This is a genomic window from Vicinamibacterales bacterium (assembly GCA_036496585.1).
Classification (GTDB): Bacteria; Acidobacteriota; Vicinamibacteria; order Vicinamibacterales; family 2-12-FULL-66-21; genus JAICSD01.
In genome coordinates this window covers 102,162-126,239 of the sequence record DASXLB010000066.1, presented here as the reverse complement: position 1 = coordinate 126,239, position 24,078 = coordinate 102,162, and the positions used below count along the sequence as shown (strand labels likewise).

General features: G+C 68.0%; 17 protein-coding genes. 11 read left to right on the top strand and 6 right to left on the bottom strand.

What is annotated here, in order from left to right; translation table 11 throughout:
* Nucleotides 1-169 precede the first annotated feature (169 nt).
* Nucleotides 170-2,245: a VWA domain-containing protein gene (locus VGI12_19290; GenBank protein HEY2434826.1), complete on the top strand. Its 2,076-nt coding sequence runs from the start codon at nucleotides 170-172 to the stop codon at nucleotides 2,243-2,245.
* A 120-nt stretch (nucleotides 2,246-2,365) separates the two neighbouring features.
* Nucleotides 2,366-2,677 carry a hypothetical protein gene (locus VGI12_19285; GenBank protein ID HEY2434825.1) on the top strand — a complete coding sequence of 104 codons (312 nt, stop codon included), beginning with the start codon at nucleotides 2,366-2,368 and terminating at the stop codon, nucleotides 2,675-2,677.
* A gap of 12 nt (nucleotides 2,678-2,689) precedes the next feature.
* Here VGI12_19285 and VGI12_19280 read toward each other — a convergent pair whose 3' ends face one another.
* From VGI12_19280 to VGI12_19260, 5 genes are read right to left on the bottom strand one after another with little or no spacing between them, the layout of a single operon-like run.
* Nucleotides 2,690-3,223 (bottom strand): putative metal-dependent hydrolase, encoded by a 534-nt coding sequence (locus tag VGI12_19280; GenBank protein ID HEY2434824.1) that lies wholly within the window; start codon nucleotides 3,221-3,223, stop codon nucleotides 2,690-2,692.
* A 56-nt stretch (nucleotides 3,224-3,279) separates the two neighbouring features.
* A complete protein-coding gene (locus VGI12_19275; GenBank protein HEY2434823.1) occupies nucleotides 3,280-3,807 on the bottom strand; it encodes a hypothetical protein in 528 nt (175 codons plus the stop codon).
* A gap of 60 nt (nucleotides 3,808-3,867) precedes the next feature.
* Nucleotides 3,868-4,326 carry a hypothetical protein gene (locus VGI12_19270; GenBank protein ID HEY2434822.1) on the bottom strand — a complete coding sequence of 153 codons (459 nt, stop codon included), beginning with the start codon at nucleotides 4,324-4,326 and terminating at the stop codon, nucleotides 3,868-3,870.
* A gap of 27 nt (nucleotides 4,327-4,353) precedes the next feature.
* Nucleotides 4,354-6,468 carry an alpha-glucan family phosphorylase gene (gene glgP / locus VGI12_19265; protein HEY2434821.1) on the bottom strand — a complete coding sequence of 705 codons (2,115 nt, stop codon included), beginning with the start codon at nucleotides 6,466-6,468 and terminating at the stop codon, nucleotides 4,354-4,356.
* Nucleotides 6,465-7,436 (bottom strand): pyridoxal-phosphate dependent enzyme, encoded by a 972-nt coding sequence (locus tag VGI12_19260; protein ID HEY2434820.1) that lies wholly within the window; start codon nucleotides 7,434-7,436, stop codon nucleotides 6,465-6,467. Before VGI12_19260 ends, glgP begins: the two co-directional genes overlap by 4 nt.
* A gap of 118 nt (nucleotides 7,437-7,554) precedes the next feature.
* On the opposite strand from VGI12_19260, the gene VGI12_19255 reads away from it, so the two are divergent.
* From VGI12_19255 to VGI12_19215, 9 genes are all read left to right on the top strand, one after another.
* Nucleotides 7,555-8,577: a N(4)-(beta-N-acetylglucosaminyl)-L-asparaginase gene (locus VGI12_19255; protein ID HEY2434819.1), complete on the top strand. Its 1,023-nt coding sequence runs from the start codon at nucleotides 7,555-7,557 to the stop codon at nucleotides 8,575-8,577.
* 14 nt (nucleotides 8,578-8,591) lie between these two features.
* Nucleotides 8,592-9,440 (top strand): hypothetical protein, encoded by an 849-nt coding sequence (locus VGI12_19250; GenBank protein ID HEY2434818.1) that lies wholly within the window; start codon nucleotides 8,592-8,594, stop codon nucleotides 9,438-9,440.
* A gap of 187 nt (nucleotides 9,441-9,627) precedes the next feature.
* Nucleotides 9,628-12,795, top strand: a complete 3,168-nt coding sequence (locus VGI12_19245) for a M14 family zinc carboxypeptidase (GenBank protein ID HEY2434817.1) — start codon at nucleotides 9,628-9,630, stop codon at nucleotides 12,793-12,795.
* Between the two features lie 239 nt (nucleotides 12,796-13,034).
* Nucleotides 13,035-15,335, top strand: coding sequence for an aminotransferase class III-fold pyridoxal phosphate-dependent enzyme (locus tag VGI12_19240; GenBank protein HEY2434816.1), 2,301 nt, complete (start codon nucleotides 13,035-13,037; stop codon nucleotides 15,333-15,335).
* Nucleotides 15,335-16,036: a glycosyltransferase gene (locus tag VGI12_19235; protein ID HEY2434815.1), complete on the top strand. Its 702-nt coding sequence runs from the start codon at nucleotides 15,335-15,337 to the stop codon at nucleotides 16,034-16,036. Before VGI12_19240 ends, VGI12_19235 begins: the two co-directional genes overlap by 1 nt.
* Nucleotides 16,033-17,682: a hypothetical protein gene (locus VGI12_19230; protein ID HEY2434814.1), complete on the top strand. Its 1,650-nt coding sequence runs from the start codon at nucleotides 16,033-16,035 to the stop codon at nucleotides 17,680-17,682. The genes VGI12_19235 and VGI12_19230 overlap by 4 nt, the downstream gene beginning before the upstream one ends.
* A complete protein-coding gene (locus tag VGI12_19225; protein HEY2434813.1) occupies nucleotides 17,679-18,872 on the top strand; it encodes a hypothetical protein in 1,194 nt (397 codons plus the stop codon). Before VGI12_19230 ends, VGI12_19225 begins: the two co-directional genes overlap by 4 nt.
* A gap of 163 nt (nucleotides 18,873-19,035) precedes the next feature.
* Nucleotides 19,036-21,138 carry an NPCBM/NEW2 domain-containing protein gene (locus VGI12_19220; protein HEY2434812.1) on the top strand — a complete coding sequence of 701 codons (2,103 nt, stop codon included), beginning with the start codon at nucleotides 19,036-19,038 and terminating at the stop codon, nucleotides 21,136-21,138.
* Between the two features lie 70 nt (nucleotides 21,139-21,208).
* Nucleotides 21,209-21,481, top strand: coding sequence for a hypothetical protein (locus VGI12_19215; protein HEY2434811.1), 273 nt, complete (start codon nucleotides 21,209-21,211; stop codon nucleotides 21,479-21,481).
* An 11-nt stretch (nucleotides 21,482-21,492) separates the two neighbouring features.
* Here VGI12_19215 and VGI12_19210 read toward each other — a convergent pair whose 3' ends face one another.
* Complete coding sequence (locus VGI12_19210) at nucleotides 21,493-23,916, bottom strand: beta-L-arabinofuranosidase domain-containing protein (protein HEY2434810.1); 2,424 nt, start codon at nucleotides 23,914-23,916, stop codon at nucleotides 21,493-21,495.
* Nucleotides 23,917-24,078: the final 162 nt, after the last annotated feature.

Genomic DNA, 24,078 nt, shown 5'->3' with positions numbered 1-24,078 from the left:
CGGCAGGGACGGATGCCGGGCCGGCCGGCCGGCTCGGCAGCCAGGGCGTTGACCGCCTTCGGGGTCGCGAACATGCTTTTTTCACACTTCGGCGCGGCCGGCAGCGCTTCGGACCCGGCGACGATGCCGCTCGCTATAATGAGAGTGCCGCGCCTGCCCTGAAGTACCTATGCGATTTACCACCACGTTCGCTCTGGCGGCGACCCTGCTCCAGGCCGCGCCGCCGCCGCAGTCACAAACGCCCCAGCCGTCGATCACGTTCAAGGTCGAGGTCAACTACGTCGAGGTCGACGCGAGCGTCACCGACGCGCAGGGGCACTTCGTCCGCGGTCTGACCCGCGACGACTTCAAGGTCGTGGAAGCAGGCGTGCCGCAGACGCTGACCGCCTTTTCGATGGTCGACATCCCGGTCGAACGCGTCGATCCGCCGCTCTACACCAACAAGCCGATCCCGGCCGACGTCGTGTCGAACCGGCAGCCGTTCGAGGGACGGGTGTTCGTGATCGTGCTCGACGACCTGAACACCGCCGTCAGCCGCACGCCGCGGGCGCGCGCCGCGGCGCGGCAGTTCGTCGAGCGCTACGTCGGCGCCAACGACATGGTCGCGGTCGTCGACACCTCGGGCTACGGCAAGGCGATGCAGGACTTCACCAGCAACCGCGCGCTGGCGGTGCGGGCGATCGACGGCGCGATCGGCAACAAGGAGGAATCCTCGACCCAGGCCCGGCTGCAGGACTACTACATGAACCGCGACACGCCCGGCGCGTCGTCGAACATGAATGCGTCCTTCAACGACATGATGCGCTACAACAACGCGCGCAACACGCTCCGTACGCTGAAGGGGCTCGCCGACTACATGGCGGGGATGCGCGGCCGGCGCAAGGCGGTGGTGTTCTTCAGCGAAGGCATCAACTACGATCTCGTCGACGCCATCAGCAATCCGCACACGACCGACGTGCAGAACGAGCTGCACGAGTTCATCGCCGCGGCGACGCGCGGCAACATCAGCGTCTACACCGTCGACCCGCGCGGCCTGGCGAGCGGAATGGAAGACGCCATCGAGATCGGCGGCATGCCGGCCGACGGGTCGATCAATTCAACGCAGCTCGTCGACGAGATGCGGCTCGAGCACGACAGTCTGCATACCATCGCCGAAGAAACCGGCGGATTCGCGGTCCTGAACCAGAACGACTACGCGGACGCGTTCGGCCGCATCCTCGAAGACAGCAGCAGCTACTACGTGATCGGCTATTACCCGACCAACGACAAGCACGATGGCCGGTTCAGGAACGTGACGGTCACCGTGAACCGGCCCGGCCTCAAGGTGCGGACGCGCCGCGGTTACATCGCGCCGGTTCCCACCAAGAAGGAGAGCGCCGCGAAGGGGACGCCGGCCGAACGCACCTCGGCGCCGCTGATGGACGCGCTCGGGAGCCCGATTCCGATCAGCGGCCTCACCCTCAGCGCGTTTGCCGCCCCCTTCAAAGGCGCGCCCGGCCGCGACGCCATCACCTTGTCGCTCGAAGTCGACGGCACCACCATGCAGTTCGCGCCGCGTCCGGACGGCCACTACGCCAACGAGCTGGAGGTGACCCTCTACGCAATCGAGAGTGGCGCCGGGAAGGTGAGGGACGGGGCCCACGACACGGTCAGCGTCGTGCTCAAGCCGAACGTCACCACGATGCGCAGCCCGTTCCGCGTCGTCCGCGTGCTCAAGGTGCCCCCCGGCAAGTACCAGGTGCGGGTCGGCGCCAGGGAAGGCGGCGGGAACGTCGGGACCGTCATCTGCGATCTCGACGCGCCCGACTTCAGCAAGGGCCCGATTGCGATGAGCGGCCTGGTGCTGTCGTCGGCAGAATCAGCGCGCGTGCCGACCGCCAACCCGGCGGGCAATGACCTGAAGGACGTGCTGCCGGCCCCGCCGAGTGCGTCGCGCGAATTCTCCCGCGGCGACGAACTGACGGTGTTCGCGGAGGTCTACGACAATCTCGGCACCTCGACCCCGCATCGCGTCGTCATCAAGACGACCGTGCTCTCCGATGACGGCAAGTCCATGTTCTCGACGTCGGACGAGCGCCGCAGCGAAGAGCTGAGCGGCTCGGCGGGTTCTGGTGGCTACGGTCAGATCACGAAGATCCCGCTCTCGACGTTCGCCCCGGGCCGCTATGTGCTGCACCTGGAGGCGACGCCGACGATTGGCAAGCCGACCCCCGTCACCCGCGAAGTGGAATTCCGGGTGCGTTAACGCGGCGGTACGTGAGTTGCTTCCTGCTCCTTCGAGATTATCGTGGGACCAGTCGACTCACCGATATCCCGGCACGAACCGGCAACGTCTTCGGGGCTGACCCCGCGAACGGCGGCCACGATGGCCTACTTGGCGGGCCCGTTCTCCGGCGCACTGATGCTGTTTGCCGAGACGCGGCACGCCGACGTCCGTTTCCATGCCTGGCAGTCGATCCTAGGCCTCGGCGGCCTGGCGGCGGCCCTCGTCGTCTGTTACGTGCTGGCGTTGGCCGCGCTCTTCTGGTCCGCCGCGGCTGTCTCGCTGATGATCGGTGCCGCGTACGTCCTGTGGATCGTCCTGCTCGCCGTGTGGGCCCTCTGTCTATACAAGGCGCACGCAGCCGAACGCTGGCAGCTGCCGATCGTCTCGAGCTACGCGGCGCGCTGGGTCTGAGGGACCGAATTCTCAGGTCCGGCGACGGACCAGCTCCACGTGGGCGATGTGGTGGGGCCCGTGCCAGGCGTAGATCTGCAGCAACGTGTCGAGCGTGATCTGGCCGCGCTCGGGGTGCGTCAGCGGCCGGCGGAAGTCCGCGTCCGTCATCACGTCGAGCAGCGTCACCCACCGCTCGTGCAGCGCCTCGACCAATTTCAATGAACTTTCGATCGAGGCGCGCGCCACGTCGGGCAGTTTCGCCCAGGCGTCCTCGCTGTACGGCTTGATCGTCGGCGAGTCTTCGGTGAGCGCCAGTTTGAAACGGACGAACGCGTTCGCATGGCTCTCGGGCACGTGATGGATGACCTGACGGACCGTCCAGCCGCCCTCGCGGTACGGGGTGTCGAGCTGGGTGTCGGTCAGGCCGGTCGCGGCGGCGCGCAACTTCGCAGGCGTGGTGCGAATCGATTCGATCCACGGACGCCGCTTCTCAGGGGTGACGTCGCGGTCGAAGGTCAGCTTGCCGGTGGGATAACGTGGATCGACATCGCTCAGCGGAGTCATACGCGCATTCTATCGTGCGCGCCTGACTCCCCAGCGGACCAACCAGCGGTTGGCCGTCACGACTTCTTTTTCGTCGCCGTGTCCTCGCCGCTGAATTTCTTGACCGCCGTCGGCTTGACCTTGCCGCCGCCGCCGCTGTGGGTGAACATCAAATTGCTGCCGGTGGCCTTTTCTTTTGGATTCGGACAGCTCATCGGCACGTCGACGATCTCACCTGCGGCAATCGGGCTGCGCACGCGCGCCGTGCACGCCGAGATTTCCTTGGACCCCGCGTAGAAGTATTCGTCCAGCTTCAGGCCGACGATCGGCGCGGTGTCGACGTTCTTCACTTTCACCACGCTCTGCACTTCGCCGCTGACCACCTTGACCGGGCCCGCGATGAATTCGACCACGGCTGTTCCCTTGACGGGCGGTCTCATGCGCGCCTTCATCAATTCCGGGGATACCGGGGCCGGGGCGGTGTTCGTGGCGGGCGTGGCGTCCTTCTTGGCGGTGGTGGCCGAGGGCTTGGGAGCCTGAGCGAAGGCGCCGGCCGACAGCGCGAGGGAGAAGAAGGCGGCGAAGGCGAACGCGAGGCGTTTCATCGGAAGTCCTCCCGGATGACCTGGGATCATGCATTCCATAACCGCCGCGAGTATACGCCTCTACATCTCGCCGTTCCAGTCCTCGGGCTCGGGATTGGTGGCCCTGAAAACTTCGAGATGCCACTTGCCGCCGCCCCACGGCTCGATCACCTCGGCGGCGACGACGTCGACGAGGATCTCGCCGAAGGTGCGGCCCTCCGGATCACCGTCGAGGTGATAGGCCGGCTCCTCCCACGCGAACGTCGGGTAGAGCATCATCGTCAGGAACAGATCGTAGCCGTCGTCGACGACGATCAACTGGCCGCAGGGGCGCTTCAGCGTCGAATGGTAGATGAGGTACTTCTCGGCGCTGTGGGCGCGGATGTAGCGTTTCAGCGCGAACTCGCGGGCGACGATGTCCTCGACCGCGATCTTCTTGTCCCAGCAGTCGCGGCAGTACTTCTCCTCGCCGCGCGGCTCGGACACTTCCTTCGCATTGCAGAGCGCGCAGCGGACCGGCGCGACGGACTTACGAGGCATGGGTGAATTGTATCAAGTCGGGCGCTCTCACCGCCCGACGCGCTGCTGCAGGGCTGGCGCGTACATCGTGTCCACGTATTGCTTCACCATGCGGCGCGCCGAGAAGCGCGGGGCGACCGAGGCGATCGCGTTCCGCACGAACTGCAGCCACCGCGTCGGGATGCCGTTGTCGCGATCGTAGAACGTCGGCACGATGTCGCGCTCGAGGATCTCGTACATGCGGGCGGCGTCGGCCGCGTCCTGCGCGTCGTTGCTGCCGGCGTCGGCGGCGTCGATCAGCCAGCCGTTGTCGGCCGTGTAGCCCTCCGCCCACCAGCCGTCGCCGATCGAGAAATGCGGCGCGCCGTTGAGCGACGCCTTCATGCCGCTGGTGCCGCTCGCCTCGAGCGGCTTGCGCGGGTTGTTCATCCACACGTCGCAGCCCTGCACCAGGAAGTGCGCGACGTGCAGGTCGTAGTCGTCGATGAAGGCGATGCGGCCGCCGTAGACCGGGTCGATCGCCTTACGGTAGATCTGCTGCAGCAGGTGCTTGCCGGTGTCGTCGGCTGGATGCGCCTTGCCGGCGAACACGATCTGCACCGGGCGGCGCGGCGCGTTGAGGATGGCCTGGAGCCGTTCGGGGTCGTGGAAGATGAGCTCGGCGCGCTTGTAGCCGGTGAAGCGGCGGGCGAAGCCGATCGTCAGCGCGTTGGGATCGAGCAGCGTCCCGGCAGCCACCACCCGCGCGACGCTGACCTGCTCGTCGCGCCAGCGCATGCGCGCCCGCTCGCGGACGAAGGCGAAGAGATAGTTGCGCAGCGCCGAGCGCGCCGCCCACAGTGCGGCGTCGGGGATCTCGGCGACACCCCGCCACAGCTCGGGATCGTCGTGGCGCTCGCGCCAGTCGCCCGGCAGGTATTCGTCGAAGAGGGTCGCCATCTCGTGCGAGAGCCAGGTCGGCATGTGCACGCCGTTGGTGATCGCGCGTACCGGCCGCTGGGCCTCCGGCGTCGACGGCCAGATCGGTCCCCACATCTCACGCGTCACCACGCCGTGCATCTGGCTGACTGCGTTGACCGCTCCCGACGTCCGCAGCGCCAGCGCCGTCATGTTGAACTGCACGCCGTTGCCGTTGTCGTAGGCCCCGAGCGCCATGAATCGATCGCGGTACTCCCCGAGCGAGCCCCAGCAGCTGGCCAGATGCGTCTCGACCTGGTTGAACGGGAACGCGTCGTGGCCGGCCGGCACCGGCGTGTGGGTCGTGAACACGGTGCTGCGCTGCACCTCCTCGAGCGCGCCGTCGAAGGACGTGCCCTGCTCGAGCAGATCGCGGATGCGCTGCAGCACCACGAAGGCGGCGTGCCCCTCGTTGAGGTGCCAGACTGCCGGTTCGGAGCCGAGCGCCTTCAGCGCGCGGACGCCGCCGACACCGAGGATGATCTCCTGCTGGACGCGGATTTCCCGGTCGCCGCCATAGAGCCGCGCCGACAGCTCGCGATCCCACGGCGCGTTCTCCTCGAGATCCGTGTCGAGCAGATACAGCTTGACGCGTCCCAGCCGGACTCGCCACACCCGCACCAGCACGCTCCGGTTGCCGAGCGGCACCGGGACGATGCATGGGCTGCCGTCGGGTGTGATGGCGGGCTCGATCGGCGCGGTCTCCCAGTTCAACCGCTCGTAGGACTCCTGCTGCCAGCCCTCGGGCGAGACGCTCTGGTGAAAGTAGCCCTGTGGATACATGAAGCCGACGCCGATCAGCGGGACGCCGAGGTCGCTCGATTCCTTGCAGACGTCGCCGGCGAGCACGCCGAGGCCGCCCGCATAAATGGGCAACGACTGGTGCAGCGCGAACTCCGCCGAGAAGTAGGCAATCGGACCGTTGGCGTCGCGAAAATGCTGCTGCCACCAGGTTTCGTGCGCGGCCCGCGCGCTGTCGAGCGCCTCGACGGCGCGGTCGTACAGGGCCAGGAAGCGATCGTCCTGCGCCGCGAGCGGCAGCACCTCGGCCGACAGGTTGCGCAGCATCAGCACCGGATTGTGGGCAGTCTGCCGCCACAGCGTGTAGTCAAGGCGCCGGAAGACCTCGCGCGCCTGCGGGTTCCACGTCCACCAGAGATCCATGGCCAGCTCGGGGAGCCGGCGCAGCCGTTCCGGAGTGTTCATAAAGTATCTGCGTCCACCAGTTGAGCGAATTTCGAGAGATCGATATTGCCGCCCGAGACGACCGCGACGATGTTCCGGTGTCCGCGCGCCGCCAGCCGTGGAGAAATCGCCGCCGCCACCGCGCACGCGCCCGCGCCTTCAGCGATCACCCGGCTGCGCTCCGCTGTGAGCCGCATCGCCGCCGACACCTCGGCGAGCGACACGACGATCGATTCGGTGACGTAGTCGCGCAGGAGCGGCCACATCGTGTCGAGCACCGACTTGCCGCCGGCGCCGTCCACGAACGACGACTGCCATTCGTCGAACCGGCTGGCGCGCCCCCGTTCGAACGATCGCTGCAGCGGCGCCGCGGTTGCCGGCTCCGCCGCGTAGATGCGCGCGTCGGGCTTCAGCGCCCGCACTGCCACGCCGATCCCCGCCAGCAGGCCGCCGCCGCCGACTGCCGCCACCACCGCGTCGACCTCCGGCAGGTCCTCGACGATTTCGAGACCCGCCGTGCCGTTGCCGCTGATGAAGTCGTCGTCGTCGAACGGATGCACGAAGTGTCCGGTCATGCGGTCGGATCGATGCGTTTCGACCGTCCGCCAGCACTCGTCGTAGGTGGCGGTGACGATCGTCGCGCCGAGCCGCTCGATGTTGCGCAGCTTCGCCTGCGGAGCGGTGTCCATCACCATGACGCTGCAGGCCACGCCGGCCTTGCGCGCGGCCAGCGCCACGCCCTGCGCGGCGTTGCCGGCGCTGACCGTCCAGACGCCCTGCGCCAGCGCCGCCGGCGCGAGCTTCCGCACCGCGTTGTAGGCGCCGCGGATCTTGAAGGAGCCGATCGGCTGAAGCGTTTCGAGCTTGAGGAAGATTGCGGGACCGCCCGGGGTCAGCGCGCCGAGCGGTACGAGCGGCGTGCGCACGGCCGCCTCATACACGTGCCTGGCGGCATCCCGAATGGTGTCGATCGAAATTGCCCGCGGCATGAAAGGAGTACTCTACAATCCCGCAGGTCCGCCGCAAAGCCGAAACCGAGGACGTACGACGATCTCCCTGCGAGAGCGCGTCCTCGGCACCCGTCTGGCGGCGGCCGGTGGCCTCGCCATGATCACGCGTACCCGCAGCCGACCGGTCGTCATCTCCTCCGCGAATGGGCACCAGTACAGAAATGGGGGGATCGCGACCTGTGTCGAGCAGGCGTTCTCGATGATCACCGACGGTGCCGACGTGCTCGACGCGCTCGTCGCCGGCGTCACCATCGTCGAACTGGATCCGCTCGACACCAGCGTCGGCTACGGCGGGCTGCCCAACGCCGACGGCGTCGTGCAGCTCGACGCGTGCTGCATGCACGGGCCGACGAGACGCGCCGGCGGCGTCGCCGCGCTCGAGGGTGTCAAGACGCCATCGCAGGTGGCCCGCACGGTCATGCAGGCGACCGATCATCATCTGCTCGCCGGCCAGGGGGCGCAGGACTTTGCCAGAGCGATGGGGTTCGAGATCCTGCCCGATCTGAACACCGACGCCTCGCGCCGGGCGTGGCAGGAATGGACGCGGCGCACGGCGTCGCTGCAGGCGCTCGATCCCGCCGCCCGCGACGTGCAGCTGCAGCGCGTCACCACGGAGATGATCGCTGAGGGCTACATCGGCCGCAACCACGTTTACGGCACGATCAACTGCAACGGCGTCAACACCCGCGGCGACGTCTGCGGCGTCACCACGACGAGTGGCCTGGCCTGGAAGATCCCCGGCCGCGTCGGCGACTCGCCGATCCTCGGCGCCGGGCTGTGGGTCGACAACGCCGCCGGCGCCGCCGGCTCGACCGGCCGTGGCGAGGCGAATCTCTATAACCTGTCGTCCTTCCTGACGGTCGAACTGCTGCGCCGCGGCATGCATCCGAAGGACGCCGGCATGGAGGCGCTGAGGCGGATCAAGGCGAACACGGTGGAGACGCGGCTCCTGAAGGACAACGGCCAGCCGAACTTCAACGTGAACTTCTACGTGCTGAGCGCGACGGGGGACTACGCGGGCGTGACCTTCTATGGCGGCGACGACGTGCAGTACGCCGTGTGCACCGAGCACGGGCCAGAGCTGCTGCCGATGGAGCCGCTGATGGAGGGGGCGCTCTAAGAAGGCAGAAGACCGTGGCTCGAATCGTTACCCTGCTCGCGTTGACCATGCTGGCGGTACGTCCGGGCGCACCTCGGACGTCGCTGTCGCTCAAGGACGTGATGAAGCGGGTCGAGGCCTACGTCGCCGGGTATGGCGAGAAGGCCTCGATCGTCGTCTGCACCGAGCACTACGATCAGCAAGCGGAGGGATCGGGATCGAGCCTCGGCGGCAGACGCCGGCTGGTCTCCGACTTCGCGCTGGTCTACGCGGATGCGATCCGCGGTTGGCTCGGCTTCCGCGACGTGCTCGAGGTGGACGGCCACCGCGTTTCCGACCGCGAGGACCGCCTGGCGCGGGTGCTGATGGGAGCGGAAGGACGCTTCGACGAGGCGCGCCGCGTCTCCGACGAAAGCGCCCGCTACAATCTCGGCGCGATCCAGCGGAACTTCAACGTCCCGACCGCCGCGCTCTTTTTCTTCACGCCCGAGAATCACGGCCGTTTCAAGTTCGCCGCCCGCGCCGCAGGCCCCGACGGCATCTGGGAGATTGCGTTCAAGGAGACCGACCGGCCGACGTTGATCGCGACGCCGGACGGCAATCCCGTCCCCACGTCCGGCACGATCTGGGTCGAGTCCGGAACCGGTACGGTCGTCCGCACGCGCCTGCAGATCGAGACGCTCGACGGACGCGGCCAGCGCGCGCGGCGCGGCCAGGGTGCGATCGACGTCGTCTATCGTCACGTGGACGAACTCGACATGTGGCTGCCGGCGTCGATGGAGGAGCGGTTCGACGTGACGACCGGGCCGATTTTCGATCGTGTGAGCGGGCGCGCGGAGTACAGCGATTACCGGAGATTTTCGACGAGCGGGCGGGTCAAGTGAAGGTGCTAAAGGTGCTGAGGGTGCCAGGGGTGCTAAGGGTGCTGGTGCTGAGGGTGCCAGGGGTGCTAAGGGTGCTGGTGCTAGGGGTGCGAAGCGGGCGGGCGTGACCGGTGCCGACGTGCAGACGCGCGACCTTGTCGTCCGCTGAAGCCTGATATCATCCGGCCACTCAAGGAGATCACCCGGCATGAGGAAGTTCCTGGTCGGCGCAGGCCTGCTCGTCGCGGCCGTGGCGCTGCCGGCGCAGCAGATGGTGACCGAGACCCGCGATCCCGCGCAGCAGCAGGACGCGGAATTCGAGAAGTCGGTCAAGGAGTGGACGGGCAAATGGTACGGCGGCAGCCCGCTCGTCGACCACCTGCCGCTCGTCAAGGGGATCCCGACGCCGAAGGACGTTCTCGGCTACTACATCGGGGCGCCCTACAAGCTCACCTACTACGCCGACATCCTGAAGTATTACCGCGCGCTCGAGAAAGCATCGCCGCGGGTCAGGGTTGAAACGATCGGCCGGTCGGACGAAGGCCGCGAGCTCGTCGTCGTCTGGGTCAGCGCCGACGACAACATCCGGAACCTGCAGAAGAACCGCGACAATCTGGCGAAGATCGCCGATCCGCGCGGCCTGACGCCCGATCAGGTCAGGCAGCTCATCGCCACGACCAAGCCGCACTATCACTTCATGGGCGGCCTGCACAGCGGCGAGACCGGGCCGTCCGAGATGCTGATGGAGCTGGCCTACCGGCTCGTCACGGAGACGTCACCGCTCATCTCGCAAATCCGGAACAACGTCATCGTGTCGATCACCCCAGTCGCCGATCCCGACGGCCGCGATCGCAACGTCGACTGGTATTACAAAGGGCTCGAGGAGCAGGACACGCCTCTCGCGCGAGGCGCTGAAGGTGCGCAGGGTGCCGGTGGTGCCCAAGGTGCTGGTGCTGCTGGTGCCGCGGGTGCACCTGCACCGGCCGCCGGCGGGGGACGCGGCGGCGCGCAGTTACCCTACTGGGGCAAGTACGTCTTCCACGACAATAACCGCGACATCAACCTCTCTAACGTGTCGATGCGCGCGCTCGTCGACTGGTACTACACGGCGCATCCGCCGATCATGCACGACCTCCACGAAGCGCAGCCGCTGATGTACACCTACAGCGGAGGGCCGCCTCAGAATCCGAATCTCGATCCGATTCTCTTCACCGAGCTGCCGTTCTTCTCCAACTTCGAGCTGGAGCAGATGACGAAGTACGGCATCCCGGGCGTCTATACGCATGCCTTCATGGACGGCTGGTCGCCGGGTTACCTCGGCTCGGTCGCCTACAACCACAACGGCATGATGCGCATGTACGAGACGCAGTCGGGCCGCGAAGCCGCGCCCGGAGCGGGTGCTGCGGGTGCTGGACGCGCCGCGGGCGCCGGGGGTGCTGGTGCTGCGGGCGCTGGACGTGCCGCGGGTGCTGGTGCTGCGGGTGCCGGTGGTGCTGCAGGCGCGGGTGCTGCAGGCGCGGGTGCAGCGGGTGCGGGTGCTGCAGGTGCTACCGCTCCAGCGGCGGCCGACGCTGGCGGTGGACGCGGCCAGGGCCGTGGCGGACGGGGAGGCGGGGGACGCGGCGCGGCGGCTGCTGGCGAGAACGCGCCGGCGGGACGGGCCGCCGAGATTCCCGGCCAGGTGTTCAACGGTGGACGTGCCGGCGCAGCGCCGACCGGGCGCGGCGGCGGACAGCCGCGTGAGTGGTACCGCGGACTCCCGATTCCGCCGGAAGCGCTGACCAACTTCTCGCGCCGTGACAACACCAACTACATGGAAACCGGCGTCCTGTCCGGCCTCCAGCTCACCTCGATGATCCCCAACATCGTCATCGAGAACTTCTACCGGAAGACGCAGCACTCCATCGACGACGGCAAGACCAACGCGCCGTACGGGTACGTCATCCCGGCGGGGACGAAGGACATGACGCGCGCCGTGGCGCTGGTCAACGTGTTGCGCGCGCAGGCGATTGAAGTCGGGGAGGCCAAGGCGGAGATCAAGATCGGCGACGCCACGTATCCGGCCGGCTCCTACGTGATCAAGCGCGACCAGCCGTACGGCCGCCTGGCGAAGAACCTTCTCGAGCGCCAGAGCTATCCCGATCCGAACCTCACGACCTACGACGACAGCGGCTGGACGATGGGGCTGGCGATGGGCGTCGAGGTGAAGGAAATCAAGGAGAAAGCAATTCTCGACGTGGCGGTGACGCCAGTGAAGGAAGCGGCCGTGAAAGGCAGGACTGCCGGCAGCGGCACCGCCGGCATCGCGGTCGCGCACTACGGCTCCAACAACATGATCGCCTTCCGCTACAAGCTGAAGAGCGTGCCGATGAAGATCGCCGAGAAGACCTTTACGGCCGATGGCGTCGAGTTCCCGGCCGGGTCGTTCGTGATTGGGCCCGGTGCAGACGTGGCCGCTGTGAAGGCGGCGGTCGAGCAGTTCGGCCTGACGGCCGCCGCGCTGTCGCAGGCGCCGTCGGTCGCGACGCACGACGCCGACCTGCCGCGCGTGGCGATCTACTCGTCGTGGAACAACACACAGGAGATCGGCTGGTACCGGCTGACCTTCGATCGTTTCGGCGTGCCCTACGACCTGATCTTCAAGGAGCGCGTCAAGAAAGGCAACCTGCGAGCCGACTACGACGTGATCGTGATGCCGGCGCAGCAGGCGAATCGCGCCGCGGTCTTCGCGCCGCCGGCCGCGCGTCCCGTGCCGTACATGAAGACCGACAAGTACAAGTTCCTCGGGATGTACGGCGAGTCGTCCGACATCACCGGCGGCATGGGCGGCGAAGGGGTCGACGCCTTCGCCAGGTTTCTCGACGGCGGCGGCACGCTGATCTGCACCAGCCAGGCGGTCCAGTTCCCGACCGAGCTCGGCTTCGCCCGTACCGTCGACGCCTCGGGTCAGACGTCTGCGAACTTCTACGCGCCGCGTCCGCTCGTCAACGCCGAGATCGTCAGGCCCGAGCACCCGGTCTTCTACGGCTACACAGAGAAGGTCATCCCCATCAAGTATCTCGGCGGCCCGCTGATGTCGGTCGGCCAGCCGGATCAGAACGCGGTGCTGGCGCGCTACGCGGGCGGCGAGTCCAACGTGCTGAGCGGCCTGATGCGTGGCGCCGACGAGATCACCAACCGGCCGTTCGCGGTCGACGTGCCCGGCGGCTACACCGGCAAGGGGCGCGTCGTGCTGTTCTCGAACAACCCGATCTATCGCTGGCAGAACCAGGCGGAATTCAACATGGTGTTCAACGCCCTGCTGAACTGGAACGACCTTGCCGGCGCCTCCACGCCGGCGGTCCGCACGACGACGGCGTCGGGAGGCGGCCGCTAGGCGATCGCCGCCGCGAACCCTGAACCTGCACGGGCCGGTCGTCGATCCAAGATCTGTCGATCGCGTGGGCCGGCTCATTCCCGACGAACCAACGCGTCGGTTTCGAACATCCATTTCCTCGTAACCCTCCGCGCCGCGTGAGCGTCCTCGCGCAGATTACCGTCAGTTTCCGCTATCAGCGGCGCTGGCCGTCGCGCGCCGGGCCTGTTAGTCTTGCTGTCGCGACACCGAGACGTGCAGTGACGACACCCGCGCGCGACATCCTGCGCACCGCTCCCTCGTTCAGTGCCGCCGACGCGGCGGCGCTGGCGCGGCGCCTCTATGGCCTCGACGCCGAGGCCGCGCCGCTGCCGAGCGAGCGCGATCAGAACTTTCGGCTGCAGACCGCCGCCGGCGACCTGTTCGTCCTCAAGATCGCCAACGCCGCCGACGACCGCGCTCTGCTCGAGGCGCAGAATGCTGCGCTGGCGCACGTGGCGCGGCGAACGACGCTCGTTCCGTCAGTCGTGCCGGCGCTCGACGGACGTTTCCTGGCGGAGGTCGCCGGGGAGGCGACGCACCTCGTACGCCTGTTGACTTGGCTGCCTGGTGTGCCGCTGGCCGAGGCGGCGCCCCTCCCGCTCGACGCCCTCGAGGATCTCGGGGCGCGTCTCGCCGAGCTCGACGCCGCTCTGGACGGCTTCGACGACCCGGCCGTGCATCGCGACTTCTACTGGGATCTGGCCCAGGCAGGCGCGGTGATCGACCAGGGGCTGCCGCTCGTCGGCGATGACACACTTCGCGCGCTCGTCGGCGATCTCGCCGCCCGCATCCAGGCCCGCGACGGCGAACGCCACGCGCGTCTGCGCCGTGCCGTCGTCCACAACGATCCGAACGATTACAACGTACTGGTGGAGGCGCCGCCAGCCAGGACGGTCAGCGGCTTCCTCGATTTCGGCGACATCGTCTACTCCTACGCCGTCGCCGATCTCGCCATCGCGATCGCCTATGCGGTGCTCGACCGATCCGATCCGCTCGACGCCGTCGTCTCGGTGTTCCGCGGCTACGCGCGCTGGCGCGCGGTCGACGACGAGGAGATCGCGGCGCTGTTCGGGCTCGTGCTGCTGCGGCTGTGCGCGAGTGTCTGCATTGCGGCGCGGCAGCAGCGCGAGCGGCCCGGCGATCCCTACCTGGCGATCAGCCAGGCGCCAATCGCGCGGACGCTGCCGCAGCTCGCGGCGATCGCCTTCGACGAGGCGGAGGAAGTCATCCGGCAGGCGCGCGGACGGACGGCGGAGGAAACCCTTGCGGCCCGCCGGCGGGTCATCGGCGCCAACGTCTCGGTCGCCTACCGCCGGCCCGTGAAGGTGGTGCGCGGCTGGATGCAGCATCTCTACGACCACGCCGGCCGCCGCTATCTCGACGCCTACAACAACGTTCCGCACGTCGGTCACAGCCACCCGCGCGTCGTCGGCGCCGCGACCGAGCAGATGCTCGTGCTCAACACCAACACGCGCTACCTGCACGACAAGCTGGCCTCGTTCGCCGAGCGCCTCGTCGCGACGCTGCCGCCGCCGCTCGCGATCTGCTATTTCGTCAACTCCGGCAGCGAAGCCAACGAGCTGGCGCTGCGCCTGGCGCGTGCGCACACGCGCCGCCGCAACGTGCTCGTGCTCGACGCGGCGTATCACGGTCATACCTCGACGCTCGTCGACATCAGTCCCTACAAGTTCAACGGCCCCGGCGGGGAAGGGGCGCCGCCGTGGGTGCACGTGCTGCCGCTGCCCGACACCTACCGCGGCAAGTACCGCCGCGACGACCCGCGCGCAGGGGAGAAGTACGCCGAGTTCGCGCGCTACGCCCCCAATCCCGGCGCCTTCATCGCCGAGAGCGCGCCGAGCGTTGGCGGCCAGATTCTGCTTCCGGACAGCTACCTCGCGTCGGTCTACGCCATCGTCCGCGGCGCCGGCGGCGTCTGCATCGCCGACGAGGTCCAGACGGCCTACGGGCGGATGGGCACGCATTTCTATGCGTTTGAAGCGCACGGCGTCGTTCCCGACATTGTCGTACTCGGCAAGCCGATCGGCAACGGCTATCCGCTTGGCGTGGTGGTGACGAGGCCGGAGATCGCGGCGTCGTTCGACAACGGGATGGAGTTTTTCAGCACGTTCGGCGGCAGCACCGTGGCGTGCGCGGTCGGCCTCGCGGTGCTCGACGTGGTGCAGGAGGAGCGGCTGCAGGAGCACGCGCGTGCCGTGGGGGCGTCGTTGCTGTGCCGCCTGCGGGCGGCGATCGGCGATCACCCGCTCGTCGGCGACATCCGCGGCAGCGGGCTCTTCCTCGGTGTCGAGCTGGTGAACGATCACGCGACGCAGGAGCCGGCGGCGGCCGCGGCGTCCGACGTCGTCAACTTGATGCGCGAGCGCGGCATCCTCCTCGGCACCGACGGACCGTTTCACAACGTGATCAAGATCCGTCCGCCGATGCCGTTCACCGAAGCGGACGGAGCGTTCTTGACCGACGTCCTGGCCGACGTGCTCGGCCGTGCCAGGCCAGCCTGATGTCCGATTCGCCGATCGTCTCCCTGATCGTCCCCGCGCACAACGAAGAGGCCCTGCTGGGCGCGACGCTCGACGCGCTGGGCGTGGCGGCGCGCGGCCTCGACGCGGAGATCATCGTCGTCGACGACGGGTCGACCGACCGCACGGCGGCGATCGCGCGTGCCCGCGGCGCCGGCGTCGTCGAGGTGCAGATGCGGCAGATCGCGGCGGCGCGCAACGCCGGCGCACGCGTGGCGCGCGGACAGCTGCTGGTGTTCGTCGACGCCGACACGAGCGTGCCGGCAGCCGTGCTGCACGACGCGGTCGCGGCGTGGCGGGAGGGAGCGGTCGGCGGCGGTGCCGGTGCGGTGTTCGAGCCGGACGCGCCGCGCTGGGCGCACCGCAGCATCGCCTTCGCCACGTGGGTCCTGCGGAAGGCGCGGTGGGCCGCCGGCTGCTTTCTCTTCGCCGACCGCGCCGCGTTCGAGCGGGCAGGAGGCTTCGACGAGCGCTATTTCGCCAGCGAAGAGATCCATCTGAGCCGCGCGATGAAGCGGCTCGGGCGATTCGTCATTCTTCCGGGCGACGTGCTGACCTCGGCCCGCAAGGCGGATCACTATTCGCTTGGACACAGCCTGTGGCTCATCGTCCGCTTGGCGCGGCCGGGCTCGCTGCGCAGCCGCGAGGGGCTCGACTTCTGGTATACACGACACCACAAATGAGAATTCGACTGGCCACGATCGCCGCCCTGCTCGCCGTGGTGCCGCCCGCCGGCACGACCATCGAGCAGACGACTGAAGGGACCAGGCCCGCGGCGCGCCTCGTCGCGCAGTTCGACGGCCTGGGCGTCGGCTTCGAGGGGCCGCAAGGCAAGTACGAAGGGCGCAACCCGTCCGACAACAGTCTCGCCGTCGGCCCCGATCACATCGTCCAGACGGTCAACACGCGCCTCGCGATCTTCACCAAGAAGGGCAGGCGTTTCGCCGACACGGGCCGAGCGCTCTACGGTCCGGTCGAGACCAACGTCGTGTTCGCGGGTCTCGGCGGTCCGTGCGCGTCACGCAACAACGGCGACGCCGTCGTTCGCTACGACCAACTCGCGAACCGCTGGCTGGTGACGATGCCGATCTTCTCGCGGATCCCGTTGACCGATGTCGGCGAACGGCCGCCGATCGGCACGCCCGCGCCGCCGGGACAACTCGCGGCGCCCGGACAGGCGTCCTCGCCCGGCGCTGCGGCTGCGCTGCCGGCGAATCCGCCGATCCCGCCGGCCCCGGCGCAGGGACGCGGTCAGCGGGCGCAGGGGGCACCGCCGCCGCCTCCGCCGCCCGGTACGTACGCCATGTGTTACGCCATCAGCACCGGCCCGGATCCGATGGGCCCCTACTATCGCTACGCCTTCGAGCGGCCGCTGTTTCCCGACTATCCGCGGCCGGCAGTGTGGATCGACGGTTACTACGTGCCGACCAGCTCCAGCGACAATCGCATCTCGGAGACGATCGCCACGCAGAAGCATGCCTGCGTTGTCGACCGCGCGCGGATGCTGAAGGGGGAGCCGGCGAGCGAGCAGTGCCAGGTGGTGCTCAACGTCAACTTCCTCAACAATGCCGATATTGACGGCACGTCGCCGCCGCCGGCGGGCGCGCCCAACGTGATGATCGCCGCCGGCGGTACGCAGCTCGACAAGATCCTCGAGGCCGATACCATCGACACCTGGCAGTTCCACGTCGACTGGAACACCCCGGCGAACACGCGGCTCGTCGGGCCCGTGAAGATCGCCGTCGCTCCCTATCAATATCTGTGCGGCGGCCAGCTGACTAACTGCGTGCCGCAGCCCGGCACCGATCGCGGCCTCGACGCGCAGGGCGACAAGATCATGTCGCGTGTGGTTTACCGCCGCATCGGCAACCGCGAGGCGATCGTGGCCCTCCATTCCGTCAACACCGCAGCCGGCGGCGGCGGCGTCCGCTGGTACGAGCTCCTCGTCGACAAGGCGCGAACGCTGTCGCTGGCGCAGCAGGGGACCTATGCGCCCGGCGGCCTGTATCGCTGGATGGCGAGCCCGGCGATCGATCGCTTCGGCAACATCGGCATCGGCTACTCGTTTGGCGGCACCCCGCACTTCGCCGGCCAGCGGTTTGCGGGGCGGGAGAAGCGCGATCCCCCCGGCGTCCTGTCGATGAAGGAGACCGTACTCGCCGAGGGGGCCGCGTCGCAGACGACGACGCTGCGCTGGGAGGACTACACGACGACGGCGATCGACCCGTCAGACGATTGCACCGTGTGGTATGGCGGTGACTATCTCGCCAAGGACGCGACGGCGTACTCGAGCCGAATCGGCGCCTTTCGCATGCCGGGCTGCCGATGAGCGACGGACTGCTCGACGCCATCCGGAGCGACGATCCACAGGCCGTGGCGCGCGTGCTGGAGGCCGATCCGGCGCTCGCCGCGACGCTCGACGAGCCGCTGGCCGGCTACAGTTTCGGACAGACGGCGCTGATGGCGGCGGCGACCCGCGCCAACCCCGACGTGATCGACGTACTGCTGCGAGCCGGCGCCAGCATCAATCAAAAGAGCCATTGGTGGGCGGGGCCGTTTCACGTGCTCGACGGAGCGATGCGCAAGCCGTGGCTCCCGGCGTTCCTCATCAGCCGTGGCGCCGTCCCGGAGATTCATCACCTCGTCCAGTTCGGCGCCCTGGAGGAAGTGCGGCAGATGCTGGCGGCGGAGCCGGCGCTCGTACACGCGCGCGGCGGCGACGGACAATTGCCGCTGCACTTCGCGCAGACCGTCGAGATGGCCGAGTTTCTGCTCGGCCATGGCGCCGACCCTGACGCCCGTGACGTCGACCATGAGTCGACGGCGGCCCAGTACATGGTCTCCGATCGGCCGGCCGTGGCGCGATATCTGGTCGGACGCGGCGCCCGAGCCGACGTGCTGCTGCTGGCAGCGGTCGGCGATGTCGATCGCCTGCGCGAACGTCTCGACCGGGATCCGGCGGCGATCCGGACGCGTGTCTCGCCCGCCTGGTTTCCCATGCGCGACCCGAGGGCCGGCGGGACGATCTACATCTGGACGCTTGGCGGCGAAAAAGGCGCGCACGAGATCGCGCGCCAGTTCGGGCACGACGACGCGCATCGCGAGCTGATGGCGCGGACGCCGCCGTCGCTGGCCCTCGCGCTCGCCTGTCAGGCGGGCGACGAGGCGCGGATCGCCGACCTGCGCGGCCGTGTGGCGTCGATCGACCCCGAGGACTACGGGTGGCTCTTCGCGGCAGCGAGCCGCGATCGCGGCGACGTCGCGCGCCGGTTGCTCGCGGTCGGCTGGCCCGGCGACGTCGTCGAGCGAGGGGTCTCGACGCTGCACTGGGCGGCGTGGCACGGCGACGCCGCGCTCGTGAGCGCGCTGCTGCAGCGCGGCGCGCGGCGCGACCTGAAGGATCCGCAGTTCGCGGGTACGCCGCTCGACTGGGCCGAGCACGCCATCGGCAGTCGATCGGACGCGAACGGCCGCGACTATTCCGCGACGCTGGATCTGTTGCGCGGCGGGTCGCGCTAAGAAACCGCGTCACAGTCGCCGTTCTCCCGATCGTAGCGTCGGTGCCGCGAATCGTCATCGGCCTGCTCTGGTTTGTATTTGGCGTGCTGGGGACGCGACCGTTCTGATTGCGGGCGCGCGCTGCGTGTGCCGTGTTCGGTGTCGCGGGAGTAGAATGCGCCGCATGGCCCACTCCTTCGTTCGCGTGTCATTGGCCGCGGCGGCTGCCGTGTCGTTGTCGACTCCGCTGGTCGGCTTCCGTCAGGACGCCGCGGCGATTCAAGGGCCGACGCCGCCAGCCAACGGTGTGTGGATCGACGCCCTCGACCTGTCGGCTGCGGCGATCCGTCGTCCACGTCCGCCGCGCGGGCAGACGACTGCGCCGCCGCTGACCTTCACGCTTGGCGGCATCACCTACGCGCACGCGCTGCCGCTGCTCTCTGACGGCGACATCGTCATCGATCTCGGCGGCGCCGCGACGAAGCTCGTGGCGATGGTCGGCATCGACGACGGACAGCCGGCTGCCGGCGGCGCGCCCGGGGGGGCGGCGTCGCCGCCACCGCCACCGCCAGGGAGCGTGATATTCGGCGCGTGGGTCGACGGCAAGAAGGTCTTCGAATCGGACGTGATGCATCGCGGCGACACGCCCCGGGCCGTGTCGCTGGATCTCGCCGGTGCCCGACGGCTCGTGCTCGCGGTCGTGGATGCCAACGACGGCACCGCAGGTGACACGGCGGAGTGGGCAGGGGCTGCAATCGTCGCGCAGCCCGGACAGGAGGCGCACATCCAGGTAGCCGCCGCCGCGACGGAAGCCGCACCGTCGATCGCGCCGAGCCGGACCTCGGCGCCGATGATCAACTATCCGCGCATCACGGGGGCGACGCCGGGACGCCCCTTCCTCTTCCGAGTGCCTGCCTCCGGGGATGCGCCTCTGACCTTCACCGCCAGCAACCTTCCCTCCGGACTGACGCTCGATCCAACCAGCGGCGTCATCACCGGCTCGCTCCGGAAGGAAGGGCGATCCGAGGTCGCGGTCTCGGTCAAGGGCAAGGACGGCAGGACGTCGAACGCCGTCATCACGATCGTCGGCGGCAAGGACCCCCTGGCGCTGACGCCGCCGCTCGGCTGGAACTCGTGGAACGTGTGGGGCGGCAACGTGACCGCCGAGCACGTGCGCGCCGCCGCTGACGGAATGGTCGCGAGCGGCCTCGCCGCGCAGGGCTTCACCTACGTCAACATCGACGACGCGTGGGAGGCCGGCTGGCACAAGGGACCCAACGGCGGCAACGACGCCAAGGCGGGGCGCGACGCGAACGGCGAGATTTTGACCAACGAGAAGTTTCCCGACATGAAGGCGCTCGTGGACTACATCCACGGCAAGGGGCTCAAGGCCGGCATCTATTCCGGCCCCGGCACCGCGACGTGCCAGGGACTCGCGGCGAGCTACGAACACGAGGCGCAGGACGCGCGCACCTGGGCGAAATGGGGCATCGACTATCTCAAGTACGACTGGTGCGGGTACCCGGTGCGCGCAGATACGAACAGTCCGCTCGATGTGCTCCAGAAGCCCTACACGCTGATGCGCGGCGTGCTCGATTCGCTCGATCGCGACATCGTGTTCTCGCTCTGCCAGTACGGATGGGGCAGAGTGTGGGAATGGGGTGACGCGGTCGGCGGCAATCTCTGGCGGGTCACCGGCGACATCACCGATACGTGGATCTCGATGTCGGCGATCGGCTTTCAGCAGACCGGCCACGAGAAGTTCGCCGGTCCGGGACACTGGAACGATACCGACATGCTCGTGGTCGGCCGTCTCGGCTGGGGACGCATCGATCCGCCGCGGCCGACCAACCTGTCGCCGAACGAGCAGTTGACGCACATCTCCCTGTGGGCGCTGCAGGCGGCGCCGCTGCTCATCGGGGCCGACATGGCTCACCTCGACGACTGGACGATCGATCTGCTCGGCAACCGCGAGGTGCTTGCGATCAACCAGGATCCGCTGGGCAAGGCGGCCGGCCGCGTGTGGAGCGACAACTGGACGCAGATCTGGGCGCGGCCGCTGTCGGATGGCACCTACGCCGTGGGACTGTTCAACCGCGCGCCGGTCGACCTGCCGATGAACGTGAAGTTCGCCGACATCGGCGCCGCCGACGGATCGTCGGTGCGCTTCCCGTGGACCCACACCGATGCGGCCGGCCCCGTTGACGGCGCGAAACAGTTCACCGCCACCGTGCCGAGGCACGGCGTCGTGCTGGTGAAGATCGGCCGCGTGAAGAAGGCGGATTGACGTTTCCTGCTTGACTTCCTCCTGACGACGATGAGACCGTCGTCAGCAGAGGCCAGAAAGGCAGGAAGTCGTGACAAGCAGAGTACCGGCGGCCCTGGCGATGCGCCTGGGACACGACGGTGCGAGGGAGCTTTCTGAGATGCTCGACGCCGGGCAACAGACGTGGACGCAGGTGCTGACCGTCATCACCGAGCGCTTCGAGCGGCGCCTGCTCGACGAATGCGCGAAGCTGAGGGTCGAACTCGCTCGTGACCGCTTCGAGCTGATGAAGTGGATGTTCCTCTTCTGGATCGGTCAGCTTGCGGGCATGGCGGCGATTCTTAACTTCATGCTGCGGAAGTAGCTCCGCACCGCTCAGGCCTCTTTCATCCAGATGATCGACTCCGACGGTGGCGGCGCCGGTCTCGGCGCGGCCGGCTGGCCTGCCACCTGGGGCGGCGGTGGCACATATGGCGGCGCCGGCGGATTCCGGTTGTAGCGCGCGTAATTCGGAATCGCCGTGAGCGGCATGCCATCGCTGAACGCCGCGGTGATGACAGTCACGCCGTTCAGCAGGGCGGGCCGCCATTCGGTCTTCAGGGGCGCAGACGCCGGTAGAGCGCCGGTGATGTCCTGGTCGACATGTTCGATGTTGTACAGCAGCGGACCATAGCGCAGCGCGACGCGTCCCGTGTTCGCCTCGATCTTGTCGCTCGCGTGGACGCGCTGCGGGACCATCGGCAACTCGACGTCGATCCGGTCCCCCGTCTTCCACGTCCGAAGGATCGTCGCGTAGCCGTTGGCGATCTCAGGCGTCAGCTGCGTCCCGTTGACCGCGAGCGAACGGATGCCGTTGGCTGACGGCGTCGACGTGTAGAGGCTGCTGACGTCGCGATTGGGCACGCGGATGCGGATGGCGAACCGGGTCGGCGCCGCCGGCTTGACGCCGATGCTGACCGTGCCTTTCCAAGGATAGTCGGTCTTCTGCGTCAGTTCGACGTCGGTGCCCGCGACGTCCGCCACGTGCACGGTACTCCCGGCGAACAGGTTGACGTAGATGCCGTCCACGCCTTTCGAGTACATCCACGTCGGCAGCATCAATAGCGTCCGCGACATGTTGCCGACGCAGCACGGACAGACGTTCCACGGCGTGCGCTGCGCGTTGGCGGCCAGCGGATTCGGGTAGTAATAGGTCTTCCCGACGAGATCGAGCGAACCCAGCAGGCCGTTGAAGAGGGTGTTCTCGTAGAGGTCCGCGTACTGCGCGTCGTGATAGGCCAGATGCATCTTCCACTGGAAGAAGATCTCGCCGCAGCTCGCGCAAGTCTCGCAGTAGGCGTTGTTCCTCAGCGAGTAGTTCGGGCCAAAGCCCTCGGACGTCTCGCCGCTGCCGACGCCGCCCGTCACGTAGTACTTGCGATGGACGATGTTGTCCCAGAGCGATTTCACCGCGCTCTGATAGTCGGTGTCGTGGGTCTCGACCGCGACGTCCGCCATGCCAGAGTAGGTGTAGACGGCGCGGACGGCGTGGCCGACCGCCTCGTACTGCTCCACGACCGGCAGGTGACTCTGGTCGTACTCGGTTCCCCCCTTCCGGCAGTCGAGCAGGAACTTCGCGAGATGGATGTAGCGGTCGCCGTGTCCGTATCCTTCGACCTCGTTGACGAAACGGCCGAACCGGACGAGCGCCTGTTCCATCTCCTGGTGGCCGTCGAACCATTCCTGCTTCGGCGGCGGCCCGATGTGATCCGCCCAGCAGTCGGCGAGCTTCTTCGCCGCATTGTAGAGGCGCGCGTCTTTTCGTTCCGTCATCGAATAGTGGTTGATCGCCGACTCGATGAAGTAACCGCCGGTGTAGCCCTCGTGGTTGCCGCGGAAGTCGGGCGACCACGGCTGCGTCCACTTCGGCCGAGGCGTGCCGTCCGGGCGCGGCCGGCTCGGCGCCATGTCGGCGAGCGTGAAGGCCGTCTGCAGGTAGCCGTTTGGATGCTGCGCCGCGAGAATTGTCGGAATCCAATCGGCCAGCGTGGCGCGCATCTTCGCCTGCGCGGCAAGGATCTCGGCGTCCCCCTTCGCGTCGACCATCAGTGCCAGGCTCATCGCTTCGACCGTCTGGTGAACCCAGGCGTTCGAGAAGACGTAGCCCTTGTGCGCGGCGTGCGGCTCGCCGCGCAGCGCTTTCGCCGCTTCGATGAAGTTGTCGAGGCCGCCGGGCCCCTGCTGCAGATCGCTCCGATTCATCTGATCGATGCAGTACGGGATCCACGACACGATGAGCGACTTGATCCGGTGGTCCCAGAGCGGGCTGTCGATCGCGTAGCGAGTGATCCAGATAGGGGTCAGCTGCGCCGCCGGCGGCGGCAGCTCGACTTTGACGGAGAGCGTGGACGAGGCCGTCGTCGTGCCGGTGTCGGCCGTGACCTGCAGGACGTAGGTGCCTGGCGTCGAGAACGTTGCGGTCGTCATCGCGGCCTTCGCGTTCGCGAACTGCACGTCGCCCGGCCCCGACACCTTGCTCCAGGTCGTCGTCGGCGCAGGCCCTGGGTTCTCGACCGGCGCCGCGGCTGCGGCGTCCCTCGGCGCGCCCCCTCGCCCGCGGCGCGGCGGTTCGCCGTACCCAGCCCAACCGTTGAGATAGGTCTTGCCGCCCTCCATGACGACGCGATCGACGCCGGCGATGGCGCTGAGCGGCAGCGCCGCGGCCGATACACTCAACCGCTCCAGGAGCGAGCCCGTCGTCGCCGACACGACGGCCACGAGACCCGTATTCTTCATCATGTCGCGGCGAGTCATCGTCATGAGCCGATCTTGTACTCCTTCGCCGGCTCAGTGTCCATCAGCCGGGAGAGCAGGGATCAGGAGCCGGGAAGGTATCCCGACTGTTTCAGACGCAGGCAGGTTGACTCTTGAGCTCCGGACCTTCTGATCTTCTGATCTTCTATGAGGTTCTATTCACCTGCC

Coding starts and splice junctions, on each gene's coding strand:
- VGI12_19225 (HEY2434813.1), top strand. CDS start 17,679: ATGAGCGACGGACTGCTCGACGCCATCCGGAGCGACGATCCACAGGCC.
- VGI12_19220 (HEY2434812.1), top strand. CDS start 19,036: ATGGCCCACTCCTTCGTTCGCGTGTCATTGGCCGCGGCGGCTGCCGTG.
- VGI12_19245 (HEY2434817.1), top strand. CDS start 9,628: ATGAGGAAGTTCCTGGTCGGCGCAGGCCTGCTCGTCGCGGCCGTGGCG.
- VGI12_19255 (HEY2434819.1), top strand. CDS start 7,555: ATGATCACGCGTACCCGCAGCCGACCGGTCGTCATCTCCTCCGCGAAT.
- VGI12_19285 (HEY2434825.1), top strand. CDS start 2,366: ATGGCCTACTTGGCGGGCCCGTTCTCCGGCGCACTGATGCTGTTTGCC.
- VGI12_19290 (HEY2434826.1), top strand. CDS start 170: ATGCGATTTACCACCACGTTCGCTCTGGCGGCGACCCTGCTCCAGGCC.
- VGI12_19235 (HEY2434815.1), top strand. CDS start 15,335: ATGTCCGATTCGCCGATCGTCTCCCTGATCGTCCCCGCGCACAACGAA.
- VGI12_19230 (HEY2434814.1), top strand. CDS start 16,033: ATGAGAATTCGACTGGCCACGATCGCCGCCCTGCTCGCCGTGGTGCCG.
- VGI12_19270 (HEY2434822.1), bottom strand. CDS start 4,326: ATGCCTCGTAAGTCCGTCGCGCCGGTCCGCTGCGCGCTCTGCAATGCG.
- VGI12_19210 (HEY2434810.1), bottom strand. CDS start 23,916: ATGACGATGACTCGCCGCGACATGATGAAGAATACGGGTCTCGTGGCC.
- VGI12_19260 (HEY2434820.1), bottom strand. CDS start 7,436: ATGCCGCGGGCAATTTCGATCGACACCATTCGGGATGCCGCCAGGCAC.
- glgP (HEY2434821.1), bottom strand. CDS start 6,468: ATGAACACTCCGGAACGGCTGCGCCGGCTCCCCGAGCTGGCCATGGAT.
- VGI12_19275 (HEY2434823.1), bottom strand. CDS start 3,807: ATGAAACGCCTCGCGTTCGCCTTCGCCGCCTTCTTCTCCCTCGCGCTG.
- VGI12_19280 (HEY2434824.1), bottom strand. CDS start 3,223: ATGACTCCGCTGAGCGATGTCGATCCACGTTATCCCACCGGCAAGCTG.